12 protein-coding genes are annotated in these 15,728 nt (G+C 71.2%); 11 read left to right on the forward strand and 1 reads right to left on the reverse strand.

Annotated elements, in window-relative coordinates; translation table 11 throughout:
* The first annotated feature begins 439 nt into the window (after positions 1–439).
* Positions 440–1,873 carry an NAD-dependent malic enzyme gene (locus LWJ43_RS20035; protein ID WP_277333599.1) on the forward strand — a complete coding sequence of 478 codons (1,434 nt, stop codon included), beginning with the start codon at positions 440–442 and terminating at the stop codon, positions 1,871–1,873.
* A gap of 402 nt (positions 1,874–2,275) precedes the next feature.
* On the forward strand, positions 2,276–2,557 hold the full coding sequence (locus LWJ43_RS20040; RefSeq protein ID WP_003968811.1) for an HU family DNA-binding protein: 282 nt from the start codon (positions 2,276–2,278) through the stop codon (positions 2,555–2,557).
* A 394-nt stretch (positions 2,558–2,951) separates the two neighbouring features.
* Here the strand turns inward: LWJ43_RS20040 and murA are convergent, their stop codons facing one another.
* Positions 2,952–4,292: a UDP-N-acetylglucosamine 1-carboxyvinyltransferase gene (gene murA / locus LWJ43_RS20045; protein ID WP_015608864.1), complete on the reverse strand. Its 1,341-nt coding sequence runs from the start codon at positions 4,290–4,292 to the stop codon at positions 2,952–2,954.
* 298 nt (positions 4,293–4,590) lie between these two features.
* Between murA and LWJ43_RS20050 the strand changes: the two genes are divergently transcribed.
* From LWJ43_RS20050 to LWJ43_RS20090, 9 genes are all read left to right on the forward strand, one after another.
* Positions 4,591–5,193, forward strand: coding sequence for a YqgE/AlgH family protein (locus LWJ43_RS20050; RefSeq protein ID WP_277333600.1), 603 nt, complete (start codon positions 4,591–4,593; stop codon positions 5,191–5,193).
* Between the two features lie 30 nt (positions 5,194–5,223).
* A complete protein-coding gene (locus LWJ43_RS20055) occupies positions 5,224–5,523 on the forward strand; it encodes a DUF3039 domain-containing protein (protein WP_267075389.1) in 300 nt (99 codons plus the stop codon).
* A gap of 270 nt (positions 5,524–5,793) precedes the next feature.
* Complete coding sequence (locus LWJ43_RS20060; RefSeq protein ID WP_277333601.1) at positions 5,794–7,098, forward strand: extracellular solute-binding protein; 1,305 nt, start codon at positions 5,794–5,796, stop codon at positions 7,096–7,098.
* 2 nt (positions 7,099–7,100) lie between these two features.
* Entirely contained in the window at positions 7,101–8,072 is a 972-nt protein-coding gene (locus tag LWJ43_RS20065; RefSeq protein ID WP_277333602.1) for a carbohydrate ABC transporter permease, read from the forward strand.
* Entirely contained in the window at positions 8,069–8,917 is an 849-nt protein-coding gene (locus LWJ43_RS20070; RefSeq protein WP_277333603.1) for a carbohydrate ABC transporter permease, read from the forward strand. Before LWJ43_RS20065 ends, LWJ43_RS20070 begins: the two co-directional genes overlap by 4 nt.
* Before the next feature lies 1 nt (position 8,918).
* On the forward strand, positions 8,919–10,559 hold the full coding sequence (locus tag LWJ43_RS20075; RefSeq protein WP_277333604.1) for a beta-N-acetylhexosaminidase: 1,641 nt from the start codon (positions 8,919–8,921) through the stop codon (positions 10,557–10,559).
* Positions 10,560–10,808: 249 nt separating this feature from the next.
* Positions 10,809–11,705, forward strand: coding sequence for an FAD binding domain-containing protein (locus LWJ43_RS20080; protein ID WP_277333605.1), 897 nt, complete (start codon positions 10,809–10,811; stop codon positions 11,703–11,705).
* Complete coding sequence (locus LWJ43_RS20085) at positions 11,702–13,285, forward strand: 2Fe-2S iron-sulfur cluster-binding protein (RefSeq protein ID WP_277333606.1); 1,584 nt, start codon at positions 11,702–11,704, stop codon at positions 13,283–13,285. The genes LWJ43_RS20080 and LWJ43_RS20085 overlap by 4 nt, the downstream gene beginning before the upstream one ends.
* 76 nt (positions 13,286–13,361) lie before the next feature.
* Positions 13,362–15,695 (forward strand): xanthine dehydrogenase family protein molybdopterin-binding subunit, encoded by a 2,334-nt coding sequence (locus LWJ43_RS20090; protein ID WP_277333607.1) that lies wholly within the window; start codon positions 13,362–13,364, stop codon positions 15,693–15,695.
* Positions 15,696–15,728: the final 33 nt, after the last annotated feature.

Raw genomic sequence — 15,728 nt, forward strand, 5'->3', positions numbered from 1 at the left:
GGGAAGCGGTTTTCCGAGTCAACCCGTCGCACGGGAGTCACTTCTCCGGGGTGTTTGTTAGCCTGGATTCGGCACCGGCTCGATCCAAGCCCCCGGGCCCAACCTTCGTCGCTACGAGCGACCACTTGCCGCGAGGCGAGCATGGCGGGCCGGTGCCACCTGACCGCGAGAAGACAGACCCGCGTCACCTGATGGTGGCGCGGGTCTGTTTCTGTTCACGGGGTTCTCCGGGAGGCCGGAAACCTGCGGCGCCCTGCCGTGTTCCACAGCGGATCGGGGTTACGCCGAACGGTTAGTTCTCGTATGGTGGAAAAAGATTTCCGAAAGGTGGCAGTCATTACCTGCTACCGGCCGGTAGGTGCGACGATCGGAACGCACGTGCGGGGCCGAGCCCCATTCGCGTGCGGCAACGAAGCTCAGGAAAGCGAAGGACTCGGCCATGGCAACGGCGCCCAGCGTCTCGTACTCGATGACGGTCCGGCTGGAGGTGCCCGCGAGCGGCACAGCGGTCTCCCAGCTGACCACGGCCGTGGAGTCCTCCGGTGGCTCGGTCACCGGCCTCGACGTGACCGCCTCCGGCCACGAGAAACTGCGGATCGACGTCACGATCGCGGCCTCCTCCACCTCGCACGCCGACGAGATCGTCGAAGGCCTGCGCGACATCGACGGCGTCGTGCTGGGAAAGGTCTCCGACCGTACGTTCCTGATGCACCTCGGCGGCAAGATCGAGATGGCGTCCAAGCACCCCATCCGCAGCCGTGACGACCTCTCGATGATCTACACCCCGGGCGTGGCCCGGGTGTGCATGGCGATCGCCGAGAACCCCGAGGACGCCCGCCGCCTGACCATCAAGCGGAACTCCGTCGCGGTGGTCACGGACGGCTCCGCGGTGCTCGGACTCGGCAACATCGGCCCGATGGCGTCGCTCCCGGTGATGGAGGGCAAGGCGGCCCTCTTCAAGCGCTTCGCGGGCATCGACGCCTGGCCGATCTGCCTGGACACGCAGAACACCGACGAGATCGTCTCCATCGTCAAGGCGATCGCCCCGGGCTTCGCGGGGATCAACCTGGAGGACATCTCCGCCCCCCGCTGCTTCGAGATCGAGGCGCGGCTGCGCGAGGCCCTGGACATCCCCGTCTTCCACGACGACCAGCACGGCACCGCCATCGTCGTCCTCGCCGCGCTCACCAACGCGCTGCGCGTGGTCGGCAAGGCGATCGGTGACGTACGGGTCGTCATGTCCGGCGCCGGAGCCGCCGGTACGGCCATCCTGAAACTGCTCATCGCGGCCGGCGTCAAGCACGCCGTCGTCGCCGACATCCACGGTGTGGTGCACGCGGGCCGCGAGGACCTGGTGGACGCCACCCCGGACTCGCCGCTGCGCTGGATCGCCGACAACACCAACCCCGAGGGAGTCACGGGCACCCTCAAGGAGGCCGTCGCCGGCTCCGACGTCTTCATCGGGGTCTCCGCACCCAACGTCCTGGACGGCGGCGACGTCGCGGCCATGGCGGAGGGCGCGATCGTGTTCGCGCTCGCGAACCCGGACCCCGAGGTGGACCCGGCAATCGCCCGTGAGACGGCGGCGGTTGTCGCCACCGGCCGCTCCGACTTCCCGAACCAGATCAACAACGTGCTGGTCTTCCCGGGCGTCTTCCGCGGCCTGCTGGACGCTCAGTCCCGCACCGTCAACACGGAGATGATGCTCGCCGCGGCGCGCGCCCTCGCCGACGTCGTCGCGGAGGACGAGGTGAACGCGAACTACATCATCCCGTCGGTCTTCAACGACAAGGTCGCGGGTGCCGTCGCCGGCGCCGTCCGGGAAGCCGCCAAGGCCGCCGGAGTCGCCGAGGCGGCGTCCGACCCCGCGTAGGCACGTACGTCCGGACGGCCCCGCCACACGCCGTCCGCGGGGGCCGGCCACGGCCGCCGCGGACGGTGCCGTAGCTCACGTCCGGGCGGTCCGTACGGCGCGTCGCGGGTCGCGGCGTCCCAAACGCCCCTTTAGGGTGGGCGGGCAGCGAGCCCCACAGGCCCGGCATCCGCTGCGGACCGCTCCAACAAGTCGACGGAACGTCATCACAGGCATTCGGTGGTGCTTTTCGTGTGACGTCGAGAGGTTCCGGATTGGCGTTAGCGCCGCAGGTGGGGGCAGGATGCGTATTCGGGCGCGAGGGTCTGACATCAGACCCGGGTCCGGGGACTGTCAGAGGGCCCTGGCAGCATCGGCTTCGATCTCACGCCTCACAGGCAAGAAGAACACGGGAGTACAAACATGAACCGCAGTGAGCTGGTGGCCGCCCTGGCCGACCGTGCCGAGGTGACCCGCAAGGACGCCGACGCCGTTCTGGCCGCGCTCGCCGAGACCGTCGGCGAGATCGTCGCCAAGGGCGACGAGAAGGTCACCATCCCCGGCTTCCTGACCTTCGAGCGCACCCACCGTGCCGCTCGTACCGCGCGCAACCCGCAGACCGGCGACCCGATCAACATCCCGGCCGGCTACAGCGTGAAGGTCTCCGCGGGCTCCAAGCTCAAGGAAGCCGCCAAGGGCAAGTAAGGCCCCCTGGGCAGCAAAGAAGGGCGGCCGTCCCGACCGGGACGGCCGCCCTTCGGCGTAGCCGCAGCCGCGGCCGACGCCTCGTCACGGGCGCACACCACCCGTGCGGACGCTGTGAGGCGGGCTGCGGCGCCCGGCGCCCCCCGGTGGGTCCGGGGAGGCCGGTCCGCCCCGTTCGGCTCTGTACGGGCGTTCTGTGGCGCCTGCACAGGTGTCGCGCAGCTGACGGGCGGCCGTCGACCGCCCGTCAGCTGTGCGACGGGTGTCCGTCGCGCACGGAACAGCCCGCCGCCCCGGTCCCTCACGGGGGCCGGGGCGGCGGGCTGTGGTGCGCGGGTGCGCAGTGCTGTGTGCGGCAGCACTGTGCGCGCGCCGGAGCGCGCCGGGCGGTGCGTCAGACGAGTGAGCCGCCGGGGAGTTCGACCTTGGCGCCGAGCTTCTCGAGCTTGTCCATGAAGTTCTCGTAGCCGCGGTTGATCAGGTCGATGCCGTGCACCCGGGACGTCCCCTGGGCGGCCAGGGCGGCGATCAGGTACGAGAAACCGCCCCGCAGGTCGGGGATGACCAGGTCCGCGCCCTGGAGCTTCGTGGGCCCGGACACGACCGCCGAGTGCAGGAAGTTCCGCTGCCCGAAGCGGCAGTCGGAGCCCCCGAGGCACTCACGGTAGAGCTGGATGTGGGCACCCATCTGGTTCAGCGCCGAGGTGAAGCCGAGCCGGGACTCGTAGACCGTCTCGTGGACGATCGACAGTCCGGCCGCCTGCGTCAGGGCCACCACCAGCGGCTGCTGCCAGTCGGTCTGGAAGCCGGGGTGCACGTCCGTCTCCAGAGCGATGGCGTTCAGCGCGCCGCCCGGGTGCCAGAAGCGGATGCCCTCGTCGTCGATCTCGAAGGCGCCACCGACACGGCGGAAGGTGTTGAGGAAGGTCATCATCGAGCGCTGCTGGGCGCCGCGCACGTAGATGTTGCCCTCGGTCGCCAGGGCCGCGGAAGCCCAGGAGGCGGCCTCCAGACGGTCCGGGATCGCCCGGTGGGTGTAACCGTCGAGCTTGTCGACACCCGTGATCCGGATCGTCCGGTCGGTGTCCATGGAGATGATCGCGCCCATCTTCTGCAGTACGCAGATGAGGTCCTCGATCTCCGGCTCGACGGCCGCGTTGGACAGCTCGGTGACGCCCTCGGCGAGGACGGCGGTCAGCAGCACCTGCTCGGTGGAGCCGACCGACGGGTACGGCAGCCGGATCTTCGTGCCCCGGAGCCGCTGCGGGGCCTCCAGGTACTGGCCGTCCGCCCGCTTCTCGATGGTCGCGCCGAACTGGCGGAGCACCTCGAAGTGGAAGTCGATCGGCCGGCCGCCGATGTCGCAGCCGCCCAGGCCCGGGATGAAGGCGTGGCCGAGACGGTGCAGCAGAGGGCCGCAGAAGAGGATCGGGATGCGCGACGAGCCCGCGTGGGCGTCGATGTCGGCGACGTTCGCGCTCTCGACGTGCGACGGGTCGAGGATGAGTTCGCCCGGCTCGTCACCGGGCCGGACGGTCACGCCGTGCAGCTGCAGCAGTCCCCGGACCACCCGCACATCGCGGATGTCGGGCACGTTGCGGAGCCGGCTGGGCCCGCTGCCGAGCAGCGCGGCGACCATTGCCTTCGGCACCAGGTTCTTGGCGCCTCGGACGCGGATCTCGCCCTCCAGCGGGGTGCCGCCGTGGACAAGCAGGACATCGTCTGTGCCGGTCATGTATCTCGCGTTCCGGAGTGGTCGGGCAGGGGGCCATCAAAAGGGTAATGGGCTCCCGCCCCCCCTTCCGTAAGGCGCCAGGGGGTATGCGAACGTCATGAATCCGCCACAACACGCTGTGCTCGCAGGATCTTGCGGAGGGTAACCGTCCGCACGGCCCGTGCGGACGTCCCGCGGCCGCGCGCTCCCGGTGCGCCCGTGCCGCCTCCGTGCGCCCTGAGCTGCGGACGGGTGTCCGCCGGGACCGGGCGGGCCACTTGGCCCCCGCGGAGGGCGAAGATGCGGGATCATCTGTGCCATGACGGAGGTGTCCTCGCTCACAGGACGGCTGCTCGTGGCCGCACCCGCCCTGGCGGACCCGAATTTCGACCGCGCGGTGGTGCTGCTCCTCGACCACGACGAGGAGGGCTCGCTGGGCGTGGTCCTGAACCGCCCGACCCCGGTGGGCGTCGGGGACGTCCTGGAGTCCTGGGCGGGCCTGACCGGACGGCCGGAGGTGGTCTTCCAGGGAGGCCCGGTGTCGCTCGACTCGGCGCTGGGCGTCGCCCTGATCCCCGGGGACGAGGGGGCCCGCGAAGGCTCCGTGCACCGTCCGGGCGGGGGAGCGGCGCCCCTCGGCTGGCGGCGGGTGCACGGGGCGATCTGCCTGGTGGATCTCGACGCCCCGCCGGAGCTGCTGGCGGCGGAGCTCGGTTCCCTGCGGATCTTCGCCGGGTACGCGGGATGGGGGCCCGGCCAGCTGGAGACGGAGCTGAAGGAGGGCGCCTGGTACGTGGTCGAGTCCGAGCCCGGTGACGTCTCGTCCCCGCACCCGGAGAACCTCTGGCGTGCGGTCCTGCGGCGGCAGCGCAGCGAACTGGCGATGATCGCGACGTATCCGGACGACCCTTCGCTGAACTGATGCACGGGGCTTTCAGTACGCTTGGCAGTTATGAGCACTCTTGAGCCCGAGCGCGGGGCAGGTACGGGGACCCTCGTAGAGCCGACGCCGCAGGTGTCGAACGGCGACGGTGACCACGAGCGCTACGCCCATTACGTCCAGAAGGACAAGATCATGGCGAGCGCCCTGGAGGGCACTCCCGTGGTGGCACTGTGCGGCAAGGTCTGGGTCCCGGGGCGTGACCCGAAGAAGTACCCGGTCTGTCCCATGTGCAAGGAGATCTACGAGTCCATGGGCGCAGGCGGCGACAAGGACAAGGGCAAGGGCGGCAAGGACGGCGGCAAGAAGTAGCCCGTCCGGCCTCTTATCCCTTTATTCCGTTTCTCTGATTCTCTGATTCTCTGATTCCGACTCCGGCCCCCGGGGTGCGCGGCGACGCGTACCCCGGGGGCCGTTCGCGTGCCGGGCGCGGGGTGCGTGCGTTGCACGGGGTGCATCGCACGGTCACAGAGTGGTTGAGACCACTTGTCCGTCCGCTGGGGCGCCCTTAGTCTCCTGCCAGTTGTGCAGAACGAAACGCACGTTGCATGGAATGCAACGATTGACCGGTAGGGGTTCCGGATGAAGCTTTCTGCCCGAATTGCCGCTCCGGCCGCGGCTCTAGTGCTCGCCGGCCTCACCGCCACCGCCTGCGCGCCGCAGACCTCCGACACCAGTTCCGAGGGCGACAAGAAGACCGGGACGCTCCGCGTCTGGCTCTTCCAGGAGGTCGGCAACAAGCCCAAGGAGAAGGTCGTCGACGCCGCCGTCGCCGACTTCGAGAAGTCCCACGAGGGTGCCGAGGTCGAGGTCGAGTACATACCCGTCGACACCCGGGCCCAGCGCATCAAGGCCGCCTTCAACGACCCGAAGAGCGCCCCCGACCTCATCGAGTACGGCAACACCGACACCGCCGGCTACGTGAAGGACGGCGGACTGGCCGACATCAGCAAGGAGTTCGCGGCCTGGGACGAGGCCAAGGACACCGACCCGACGGCCAAGCAGTCCGTGACGGTGGACGGCTCGGTGTACGGGGCGCCTCTCTTCGTCGGCGTACGCGCGCTCTACTACCGGACCGACGTCCTCGAGGAACTCGGCGTCGAGCCCCCGAAGTCCCAGGACGAGCTGATCTCCACCGCCAAGAAGATCCACAAGGAGAAGCCGGACCTCTACGGTCTCGCGGTGGGCGGTGCGTACACCTACGGCGCCATGCCCTTCATCTGGGCGCAGGGCGGCGAACTCGCCGAGGAGACCGGGGTCACCTACCGGTCCGCCATCAACAGCGCGAAGGCACGCAAGGGCATCGAGGCCTACACCTCGCTGTTCGGCGACGACAACTGCCCGGCGGCCAAGTGCGCCGCCATGGGCGGCAACGCGACCGTCACCGCCTTCGCCTCAGGCAAGGCGGCCATGGCGATCGGCGGCGACTTCAGCCACGCCGCCGTCGAGGCGGGCACCGTGAAGGGCAAGTACGCGGTCGTGCCGCTGCCCGGCGTGAAGGAGGGGTCGATCGCCCCGGCGTTCGCGGGTGGCAACAACATCGGTGTGCTCAGGAGCAGTTCGCACCGCACCCTGGCCGTCGACCTCATGAAGTCGCTGACCGGCAAGAAGACGCAGGCCAAGATGTTCGACGCCATGGGCTTCCTGCCGACCTACACGGACGTGCTGGACACCGCGGCCGAGAAGGAGCCCTTCGTCGGCCCCTTCGTCGACACGCTCGGCTCGGGCGCGAAGTTCGTCCCGGCCTCCCCGGCCTGGGGACAGATCGACGCCTCGCTGGTCCTGCCGACCATGTTCCAGGAGATCGTCAGCGGCCGTAAGGACGTGGCCGCCGCCTCGGACGACGCGGCGAAGAAGATGGACACGGCGTTCGCCGAAGCGGGCTGACGATGACCGCGGACACCACACTGCGCAAGACCTCCGCGCGGTCCGGGGCGGGCGGGGTCACGACCCGCGCGCCCCGGCGCCGCCCGGCGTCACCGGCGCGGCGCTCCGGCTGGACCCCCTGGCTCTACCTGCTGCCCGCGCTCGTCCTCCTCGGCGGACTCCTCGTCTACCCGATCTACCAACTGGGCCTGATCTCCTTCCTGGAGTACACCCAGGCCCAGGTCAGCGGCGGCGAACCGACCACCTTCCAGGGCTTCGGCAACTACGCCACGCTCTTCGGCGACAGCCAGTTCTGGCAGGTGCTCCTCGCGACCGTGGTCTTCGCCGCGGCCTGCGTGCTCGCCACCCTTTTCACCGGCTGCGCCCTCGCCGTCCTGCTGACCCGGATCCGCGCCGTGCCGCGGCTCGCCCTCATGCTGGCCGCGCTGGGCGCCTGGGCGACGCCGGCGATCACCGGGTCGACCGTCTGGGTCTTCCTCTTCGACCCGGACTTCGGCCCGGTCAACAAGGTGCTGGGACTCGGCGACTTCTCCTGGACGTACGGGCGTTACAGCGCCTTCGCCCTGGTGCTCCTCGAAGTGCTCTGGTGCTCGTTCCCGTTCGTGATGGTGACCGTCTACGCCGGCATCCGCGCGATCCCCACCGAGGTGCTCGAGGCGGCCTCGCTGGACGGTGCCTCGCAGTGGCGGATCTGGCGGTCGGTCATGGCACCGATGCTGCGGCCGATCCTGATCGTCGTCACCATCCAGTCGGTCATCTGGGACTTCAAGGTCTTCACCCAGATCTACGTCATGACCAACGGCGGCGGCATCGCCGGCCAGAACCTGGTGCTCAACGTGTACGCGTACCAGAAGGCGTTCGCGTCCTCGCAGTACAGCCTCGGATCGGCGATCGGCGTCGTGATGCTGGTGATCCTGCTGGCCGTGACGCTCGTCTATCTGCGCCTGGTGCGGCGCCAGGGGGAGGAACTGTGAGTGCACGTGCCCTGCTGCGCGTCCGCCGGCCCGGGAGGCTGGCGGCGGAGGCGGCGGCCCTCGTCATCGCCGCCGCGGTCGCGTTCCCGCTCTACTGGATGGTGCTGTCCGCCTTCAAACCGGCGGGCGAGATCCAGTCCACCGAGGCCCGTCCCTGGACCCTGGCGCCCTCCTTCGACTCCTTCCGCCGGGTTTTCGAACAACAGGAATTCGGCCGTTACTTCCTCAACAGCCTGGTCGTCGCCGGCACGGTGGTCATCGCCTCCGCGCTGATCGCCTTCCTCGCCGCGACAGCGGTCACACGGTTCCGCTTCAAGTTCCGCACGACGCTGCTCATCATGTTCCTCGTGGCGCAGATGGTGCCGGTCGAGGCGCTGACCATCCCGCTGTTCTTCCTGATGCGGGACTTCGGCCAGCTGAACACGCTGGGATCACTGATCCTGCCGCATCTCGCGTTCTCGCTGCCGTTCGCCATCTGGATGCTGCGCGGCTTCGTCAAGGCCGTCCCGGACGCCCTGGAGGAGGCCGCCTACATCGACGGGGCGAGCCGCACCCGATTCCTGTGGCAGATCCTCTTCCCGCTGGTCTTCCCCGGCCTCGTGGCGACCAGTGTCTTCTCGTTCATCTCGACCTGGAACGACTTCCTCTTCGCGAAATCGTTCATCATCAGCGACACCTCCCAGTCGACGCTGCCCATGGCGTTGCTGGTCTTCTTCAAGCCCGACGAGAACGACTGGGGAGGGATCATGGCCGCCTCGACGGTGATGACCGTTCCCGTGCTGGTCTTCTTCGTACTCGTACAGCGCCGCCTGGTCTCCGGACTCGGCGGGGCGGTGAAGGACTGACATGCGTCATCTGATTCCGGCGCCCCTGCGCACCGGCGACGAGGGCCGCCGCGGGTTCCCCCTGGACGCCGCCACCACGATCACGGCGGGCCCCGGTACCGAGGGCACGGAACGCTGGCTGCGCTCCACCCTCGGGGCGGCCTTCGGCCTGCCGCTCGCACCCGGCACGGCGGGCGCCGAGGAGGCCGCGAACACCGTCGAGCTGCGCGTCGACCCCGCGCTGGAGCCCGAGGGCTACCGTCTCGCCGTGGTGCCCGTCCGGGGCGCGCTGATCACCGGTGGGAGCGCCGCAGGGGTGTTCTGGGGTGCTCAGACCCTCCGCCAGCTCCTCGGCCCCCAGGCGTTCCGCCGGGCGCCGGCCGGCCCCGCCGTGCGGCCCGTCATCCCCGCCACGGAGATCGAGGACGGGCCGCGCTTCGGCTGGCGCGGTCTGATGCTCGACGTGGCACGGCACTTCATGCCCAAGGACGGCGTGCTGCGCATGCTCGACCTGCTGGCCGCGCACAAACTCAACGTCTTCCATTTCCACCTCACCGACGACCAGGGCTGGCGCGTCGAGATCAAGCGCCACCCCCGGCTCACGGAGACCGGAGCCTGGCGCGCACGGACCAAATACGGCCACCGCGCCTCGGAACTCTGGGACGAGACACCGCACGGCGGTTTCTACACCCAGGACGACATCCGCGAAATCGTGGCCTACGCCGCCGAGAGGCATATCCGGGTCGTCCCCGAAATCGACATCCCGGGCCACTCGCAGGCAGCCATCAGCGCGTATCCGGAACTCGGCAACACCGACGTCGTCGACACCTCCGCCCTTTCCGTGTGGGACACCTGGGGTGTCAATCCGAACGTACTCGCCCCCACCGACAACACCCTGCGCTTCTTCGAGGGCGTCTTCGAGGAACTGCTCGACCTCTTCCCGGCCGACACCTCGCCGTTCATCCACGTCGGCGGTGACGAATGCCCGAAGGAACAGTGGAAGCGGTCGCCCGTCGCGCAGGCCCGCATCGCGGAACTCGGTCTGAAGGACGAGGACGGGCTCCAGTCGTGGTTCATCCGCCACTTCGACCGCTGGCTCACCGACCGGGGCCGCCGCCTCATCGGCTGGGACGAGATCCTGGAGGGTGGCATCGCCGACGGCGCCGCGGTGTCGTCGTGGCGGGGCTACGCGGGTGGGATCGCAGCCGCCGAGGCCGGGCACGACGTGGTGATGTGCCCCGAGCAGCAGGTGTACCTGGACCACCGTCAGGACGGCGGCCCCGACGAGCCGATGCCCATCGGGTTCGTCCGCACGCTGGAGGACGTCTACCGCTTCGAGCCCGTGCCCCCCGGCCTCTCCGAGGAGGCGGCCGGACACGTCATGGGCACCCAGGCCAACGTCTGGACCGAGGTCATGCAGAACCGACAGCGCGTCGACTACCAGGTCTTCCCGCGGCTCGCCGCCTTCGCGGAGGTCGCCTGGTCCCGGCTCCCGGCCCCCGGCGAGCGGGACTTCACCGACTTCGCGCGCAGGATGGAGACCCACTACGCCCGGCTCGACGCCCTGGGCGTCGATTACCGGCCGCCCGCGGGCCCGCTGCCGTGGCAACGCCGGCCCGGCGTCCTGGGTCGCCCGATCGAGGGACCGCCCCCGGTCGTGTGACCAACGCCCCACGCCCCGGCCAGGGGAACCGAATAAGTCGTACGAACTCTCTGAAGAGGTGCAATTCGTACGCCTGGCAGAAGCTCTGCCAAAGGTGACTTATCCCCTGGTCGGGGACGGAATCTCCCTTCGTGGACCCTCGCGTCGGACAGCCCGGAAGATGTGCCAGAGTTGCCACGTCCCGGCCGTGAGCACGTACCGTACGGCGGACAGGCGGGACTGCCGGGACACCGGGAAGGGGCAGCTGGGTTGACCACGCACGCACCGCAGGCGACGCAGTCGGTGACGCTGCCGGCCTCGCTCGACGAGGCCGTGGCGGCTCTCGGCGCCATGCCCGCCGCCGTCCCCGTGGCCGGCGGCACAGACCTCATGTCGGCCGTCAACAAGGGCCTGCTGCGGCCCTCGGGGCTCGTCGGTCTCGGCCGGATCAGCGAGCTGCGCGGCTGGCACTACCAGGACGGTCACGCCCTGCTCGGCGCCGGCCTCACCCACGCGCGCATGGGGCGGCCCGACTTCGCCGCCCTCATCCCCGCGCTGGCCGCCTCCGCGCGCGCCGCCGGCCCGCCCCAGATCCGCAACGCCGGGACGCTCGGCGGCAACATCGCCACCGCGGCGCCGACCGGTGACTCCCTCCCGGTGCTGGCCGCCCTGGAGGCCGAGCTGGTCATCGCGGGCGCCGGAGGCTCCCGGCGTGAGATCCCCGTCTCGCACCTGCTGGCGGGCCGCGACATGCTCGAACCCGCCGAGCTGATCGGCTTCGTCCGCGTACCGCTCCTGCACGCCCCCCAGGTCTTCCTCAAGGCGACCGGACGCACCGGCCCCGGCCGGGCCACCGCCTCCGTCGCGGTCGTCCTGGACCCGGCGCGCCGCGGAGTGCGCTGCGCGGTCGGCGCGATCGCCCCGATGCCCCTGCGGCCCCTGGAGGCCGAACGCTGGATCGCCTCCCTGATCGACTGGGACGGCGAACGGGGCCTGGCCCCCGACGCGCTGGCCGCCTTCGGCGAGTACGTCGCGGCCGCCTGCATCCCGGACCAGGCTCCACCGGACGACGGGGGAGAGGCACCTCCGCTGTCGCCCGCCGTCCTGCACCTGCGGCGCACGGTCGCCGCGCTCGCCCGACGCGCACTGGGGAGGGCACTGTCGTGAGCAATGAAGAGAACCCCGAGCAGCAGCACGGGCAGCCCGACCCGTACGCCGGCTGGACACCGACCCCGCAGGGCGGTGAGTACGACGCCGAGGCGACCGCCTTCGTCCACCTGCCCCCGGAGGACCTCGCCGCCCTCGGGAACGACCCGCTGGCCGCCCCCGGCCACAGCTACGTGCCGCCGATGATCCTGCCGCTGACCCCGGCCGCGGGACTCGACCCCGCGGCGACGGGCAGCTGGGTCACGCAGACGCAGAGCCAGCAGGAGAGGGCGGCCGAGCGGTCCGCGAACGCCGAGGCCGTGCACTGGCCCGACCCGAACCAGCAGCAGGACCCGTACGCGCGGCAGGACCCGTACCAGCAGCCGTACCCGGACACCTCGCAGTACGCGCAGACGTCGTCCACGACGGCCCAGTGGCACTTCACCGAGGCCGTCCCCGACCCGGAGCCGGCCCCCGAGCCCGCCGGGCACACCGGCCAGTGGACCATCCCGGTCGCCGAAGGCGACCTCCCGGAGGAGTCCGGCGAGTTCTCGGCGTCGGCGATGGCCTCCCAGTGGTACGCGGACACGCCCCCGGCCACCCTGCCGGGCGGTGCCCCCGCGCCGTGGGCGACGCAGGAACAGCCGGTCGCACCCGGGCCCGCCGCGGAAGAGGCCCCGGCCGGGCCCTCGGAGCCCGTGGAGGCCCTGGACGTCCCGGAGTCCACCGAGGACGCCCAGGAGGCGGACGCGGCCCCGGAGGAGGCCCCGGAGGCCTCCCTGGACGCCCCCGTCGCCCCCGTCGCGGAGGACCCGGCGCCGCAGGACGTGGAGCTTGCGGCCGAGGCACCGGAGGCGGCGGCCGAGCCCGACGGGACCGAACCCGCCCCGGAGCCTGACGGGGCGGAACCCGCCCCGGAGCCCGAAGCCACCCCGGGCCTCGAACCCGCTCCCGAGCACGGGCTCGCGCCCCCGGAGGAGGCCACGGCTCCTGCCGCCCCTCCGGACGGCCCCAGCGAGCACCCCTCGACCTCGTACGTCCTGCACGTGAACGGCGCCGACCGCCCCGTCAGCGACGCCTGGATCGGCGAGTCGCTCCTGTACGTGCTCCGTGAACGCCTCGGTCTCGCGGGCGCCAAGGACGGCTGCTCGCAGGGCGAGTGCGGTGCCTGCAACGTCCAGGTCGACGGCCGTCTGGTGGCCTCCTGCCTGGTTCCCGCCGCCACGACGGCCGGCAGCGAGGTCCGCACCGTCGAGGGCCTCGCGGTGGACGGCGAACCGTCCGACGTCCAGCGGGCCCTGGCCGAGTGCGGCGCCGTCCAGTGCGGCTTCTGCATCCCGGGCATGGCGATGACGGTCCACGACCTCCTGGAGGGCAACCACGCCCCCAGCGAGCTGGAGACCCGTCAGGCGCTGTGCGGCAACCTCTGCCGGTGCTCCGGCTACCGGGGTGTACTCGACGCCGTACGCGACGTCGTCGCGGCCCGGGAGGCGGCCGACGGGACGGTCACCGCCGCCCCGGACGACGCCGAACCGCGCATCCCGCACCAGGCCGCCCCCGGCGAGGGCGGCGTCCAGACCCACGAGGGAGACGTCCGGTGAATTCCGTGCCGTCCCCCGAACGACCGGTCACCCCCGACGACAGCCGAAGCAGCGGAGCGAACGACAAGGAGGCGGCGTGACCAGCGACGCAGCCACCGCGACCAGCGCCACACGGACCACACCGCAGTCCGAGGGCGCCGAACCGGAACAGGAAGTGCCCGCGCTCGGGCTGGGCACCTCGCTGCCGCCCGCCGACGCCCGCGCCAAGACCGAGGGCACCTTCCCCTACGCCGCCGACCTGTGGGCCGAGGGGCTGCTGTGGGCGGCGATGCTGCGCTCCCCGCACCCGCACGCGCGCATCCTGTCGATCGACACGACGGCCGCCGCCGCCATGCCGGGTGTCCGCGCGGTCGTCACGCACGAGGACATCCCCGGCGACGGTTCGTACGGCCGCCGGGTCGTCGACCGGCCCGTGTTCGCCTCCGATCTCGTCCGCCACCACGGCGAGGCGATCGCCGCCGTCGCCGCCGACCACCCCGACACCGCCAGGCTGGCCGCCGCGGCGATCGCCGTCGAGTACGAGCTGCTCGAACCGGTCACCGACCCCGAGAAGGCCTTCGCCGCCGAACCCCTGCACCCCGACGGCAACCTCATCCGCCACATCCCGCTGCGCTACGGCGACCCGGACGCCCTCGGTGAGGTCATCGTCGAGGGCCTGTACCGCATCGGCCGTCAGGACCCCGCCCCGATCGGCGCCGAGGCAGGCCTCGCCGTGCCACGCCCCGACGGGGGCGTCGAGCTGTACACGGCGTCCACCGACCCGCACACCGACCGCGATCTGGCCGCCGCCTGCTTCGGCCTGGACCCCGACCGGGTCAAGGTCGTCGTGACCGGTGTCCCCGGTGCGACGGGCGACCGGGAGGACCCCGGCTTCCAGATCCCGCTCGGTCTCCTCGCGCTGCACACCGGCTGCCCCGTCAAACTGGCGGCCACCCGCGAGGAGTCCTTCCTCGGGCACGCCCACCGCCACCCGACCCTGCTGCGCTACCGCCACCACGCGGACGCCGAGGGCAGGCTGGTCAAGGTCGAGGCACAGATCCTCCTCGACGCCGGCGCGTACGCCGACTCCTCGTCCGAGTCCCTGGCCGCCGCCGTGGCCTTCGCCTGCGGTCCGTACGTCGTCCCGCACGCCTTCATCGAGGGCTGGGCGGTCCGTACGAACAACCCGCCGTCCGGGCACGTGCGGGGCGAGGGCGCGATGCAGGTCTGCGCCGCCTACGAGGGCCAGATGGACAAGCTGGCGGCGAAACTGGGCATCGACCCGGTCGAACTCCGGCTGCGCAACGCGCTGTCCACGGGCGACATCCTCCCCACCAGCCAGACGGTGACCTGCCCCGCCCCCGTCGCCGAACTCCTCGGCGAGCTCCGCGACTTCCCGCTGCCGGCGCTCCCCAAGGACGCCCCGGAGGACGACTGGCTGCTCCCCGGGGGCCCGGAGGGCGCGGGCGAGCCCGGTGCCGTGCGAAGGGGCGTCGGCTACGCCCTGGGCATGGTCCACATGCTGGGCGCCGAGGGTGCCGACGAGGTCTCCACGGCCACGGTGCGGGTCCACGACGGCGTCGCCACCGTCATCTGCGCGGCCGTCGAGACCGGGCAGGGCTTCACCACGCTCGCCCGGCAGATCGTCCAGGAGACCCTGGGCGTCGAAGAGGTACACGTGGCGGCGGTGGACACCGACCAGCCCCCCGCGGGCCCTGCGACGCACGGCCGTCACACCTGGGTCTCGGGCGGTGCGGTCGAACGCGCCGCCAAGATGGTCCGCACCCAGCTCCTCCAGCCGCTGGCCCACAAGTTCGGCATGTCCACCGAGCTCCTCCAGATCGCCGACGGCAAGATCACCTCATACGACGGTGTGCTGTCCACGACGGTCATGGAGGCGATGGACGGCAAGGAACTCTGGGCCACCGCCCAGTGCCGCCCCCACCCCACCGAACCCCTGGACGAGTCCGGGCAGGGGGACGCGTTCGTGGGTCTGGCCTTCTGCGCGGTCCGCGCGGTGGTGGACGTCGACATCGAGCTCGGCTCGGTCCGGGTGGTCGAGATGGCCGTCGCCCAGGACGTCGGCCGGATCCTCAACCCGTCACAGCTGGCGACCCGCATCGAGGCCGGCGTCACGCAGGGCATCGGCGCGGCCCTCACGGAGAACCTCCGTACCGCCCGCGGACTCATCCGGCACCCGGACCTCACCGGTTACGCCCTTCCGACGGCACTGGACGCCCCGGACATCCACATCGTCAAGCTGATCGAGGAACGCGACGTGGTCGCCCCCTTCGGCGCCAAGCCGGTCTCGGCGGTCCCGGTCGTGACGTCCCCGGCCGCGGTCGCCTCGGCGGTCCGCGCCGCGACGGGCCGCCCGGTCAACCGCCTCCCGATCCGCCCTCAGGCGGCGGTGGCCACAACCAAGTCCTGAGCCGGGGCGGCGCTGCGGCCGTGACGTGTGATG

Source organism: Streptomyces sp. JH34 (genome assembly GCF_029428875.1).
Classification (GTDB): domain Bacteria; phylum Actinomycetota; class Actinomycetes; order Streptomycetales; family Streptomycetaceae; genus Streptomyces.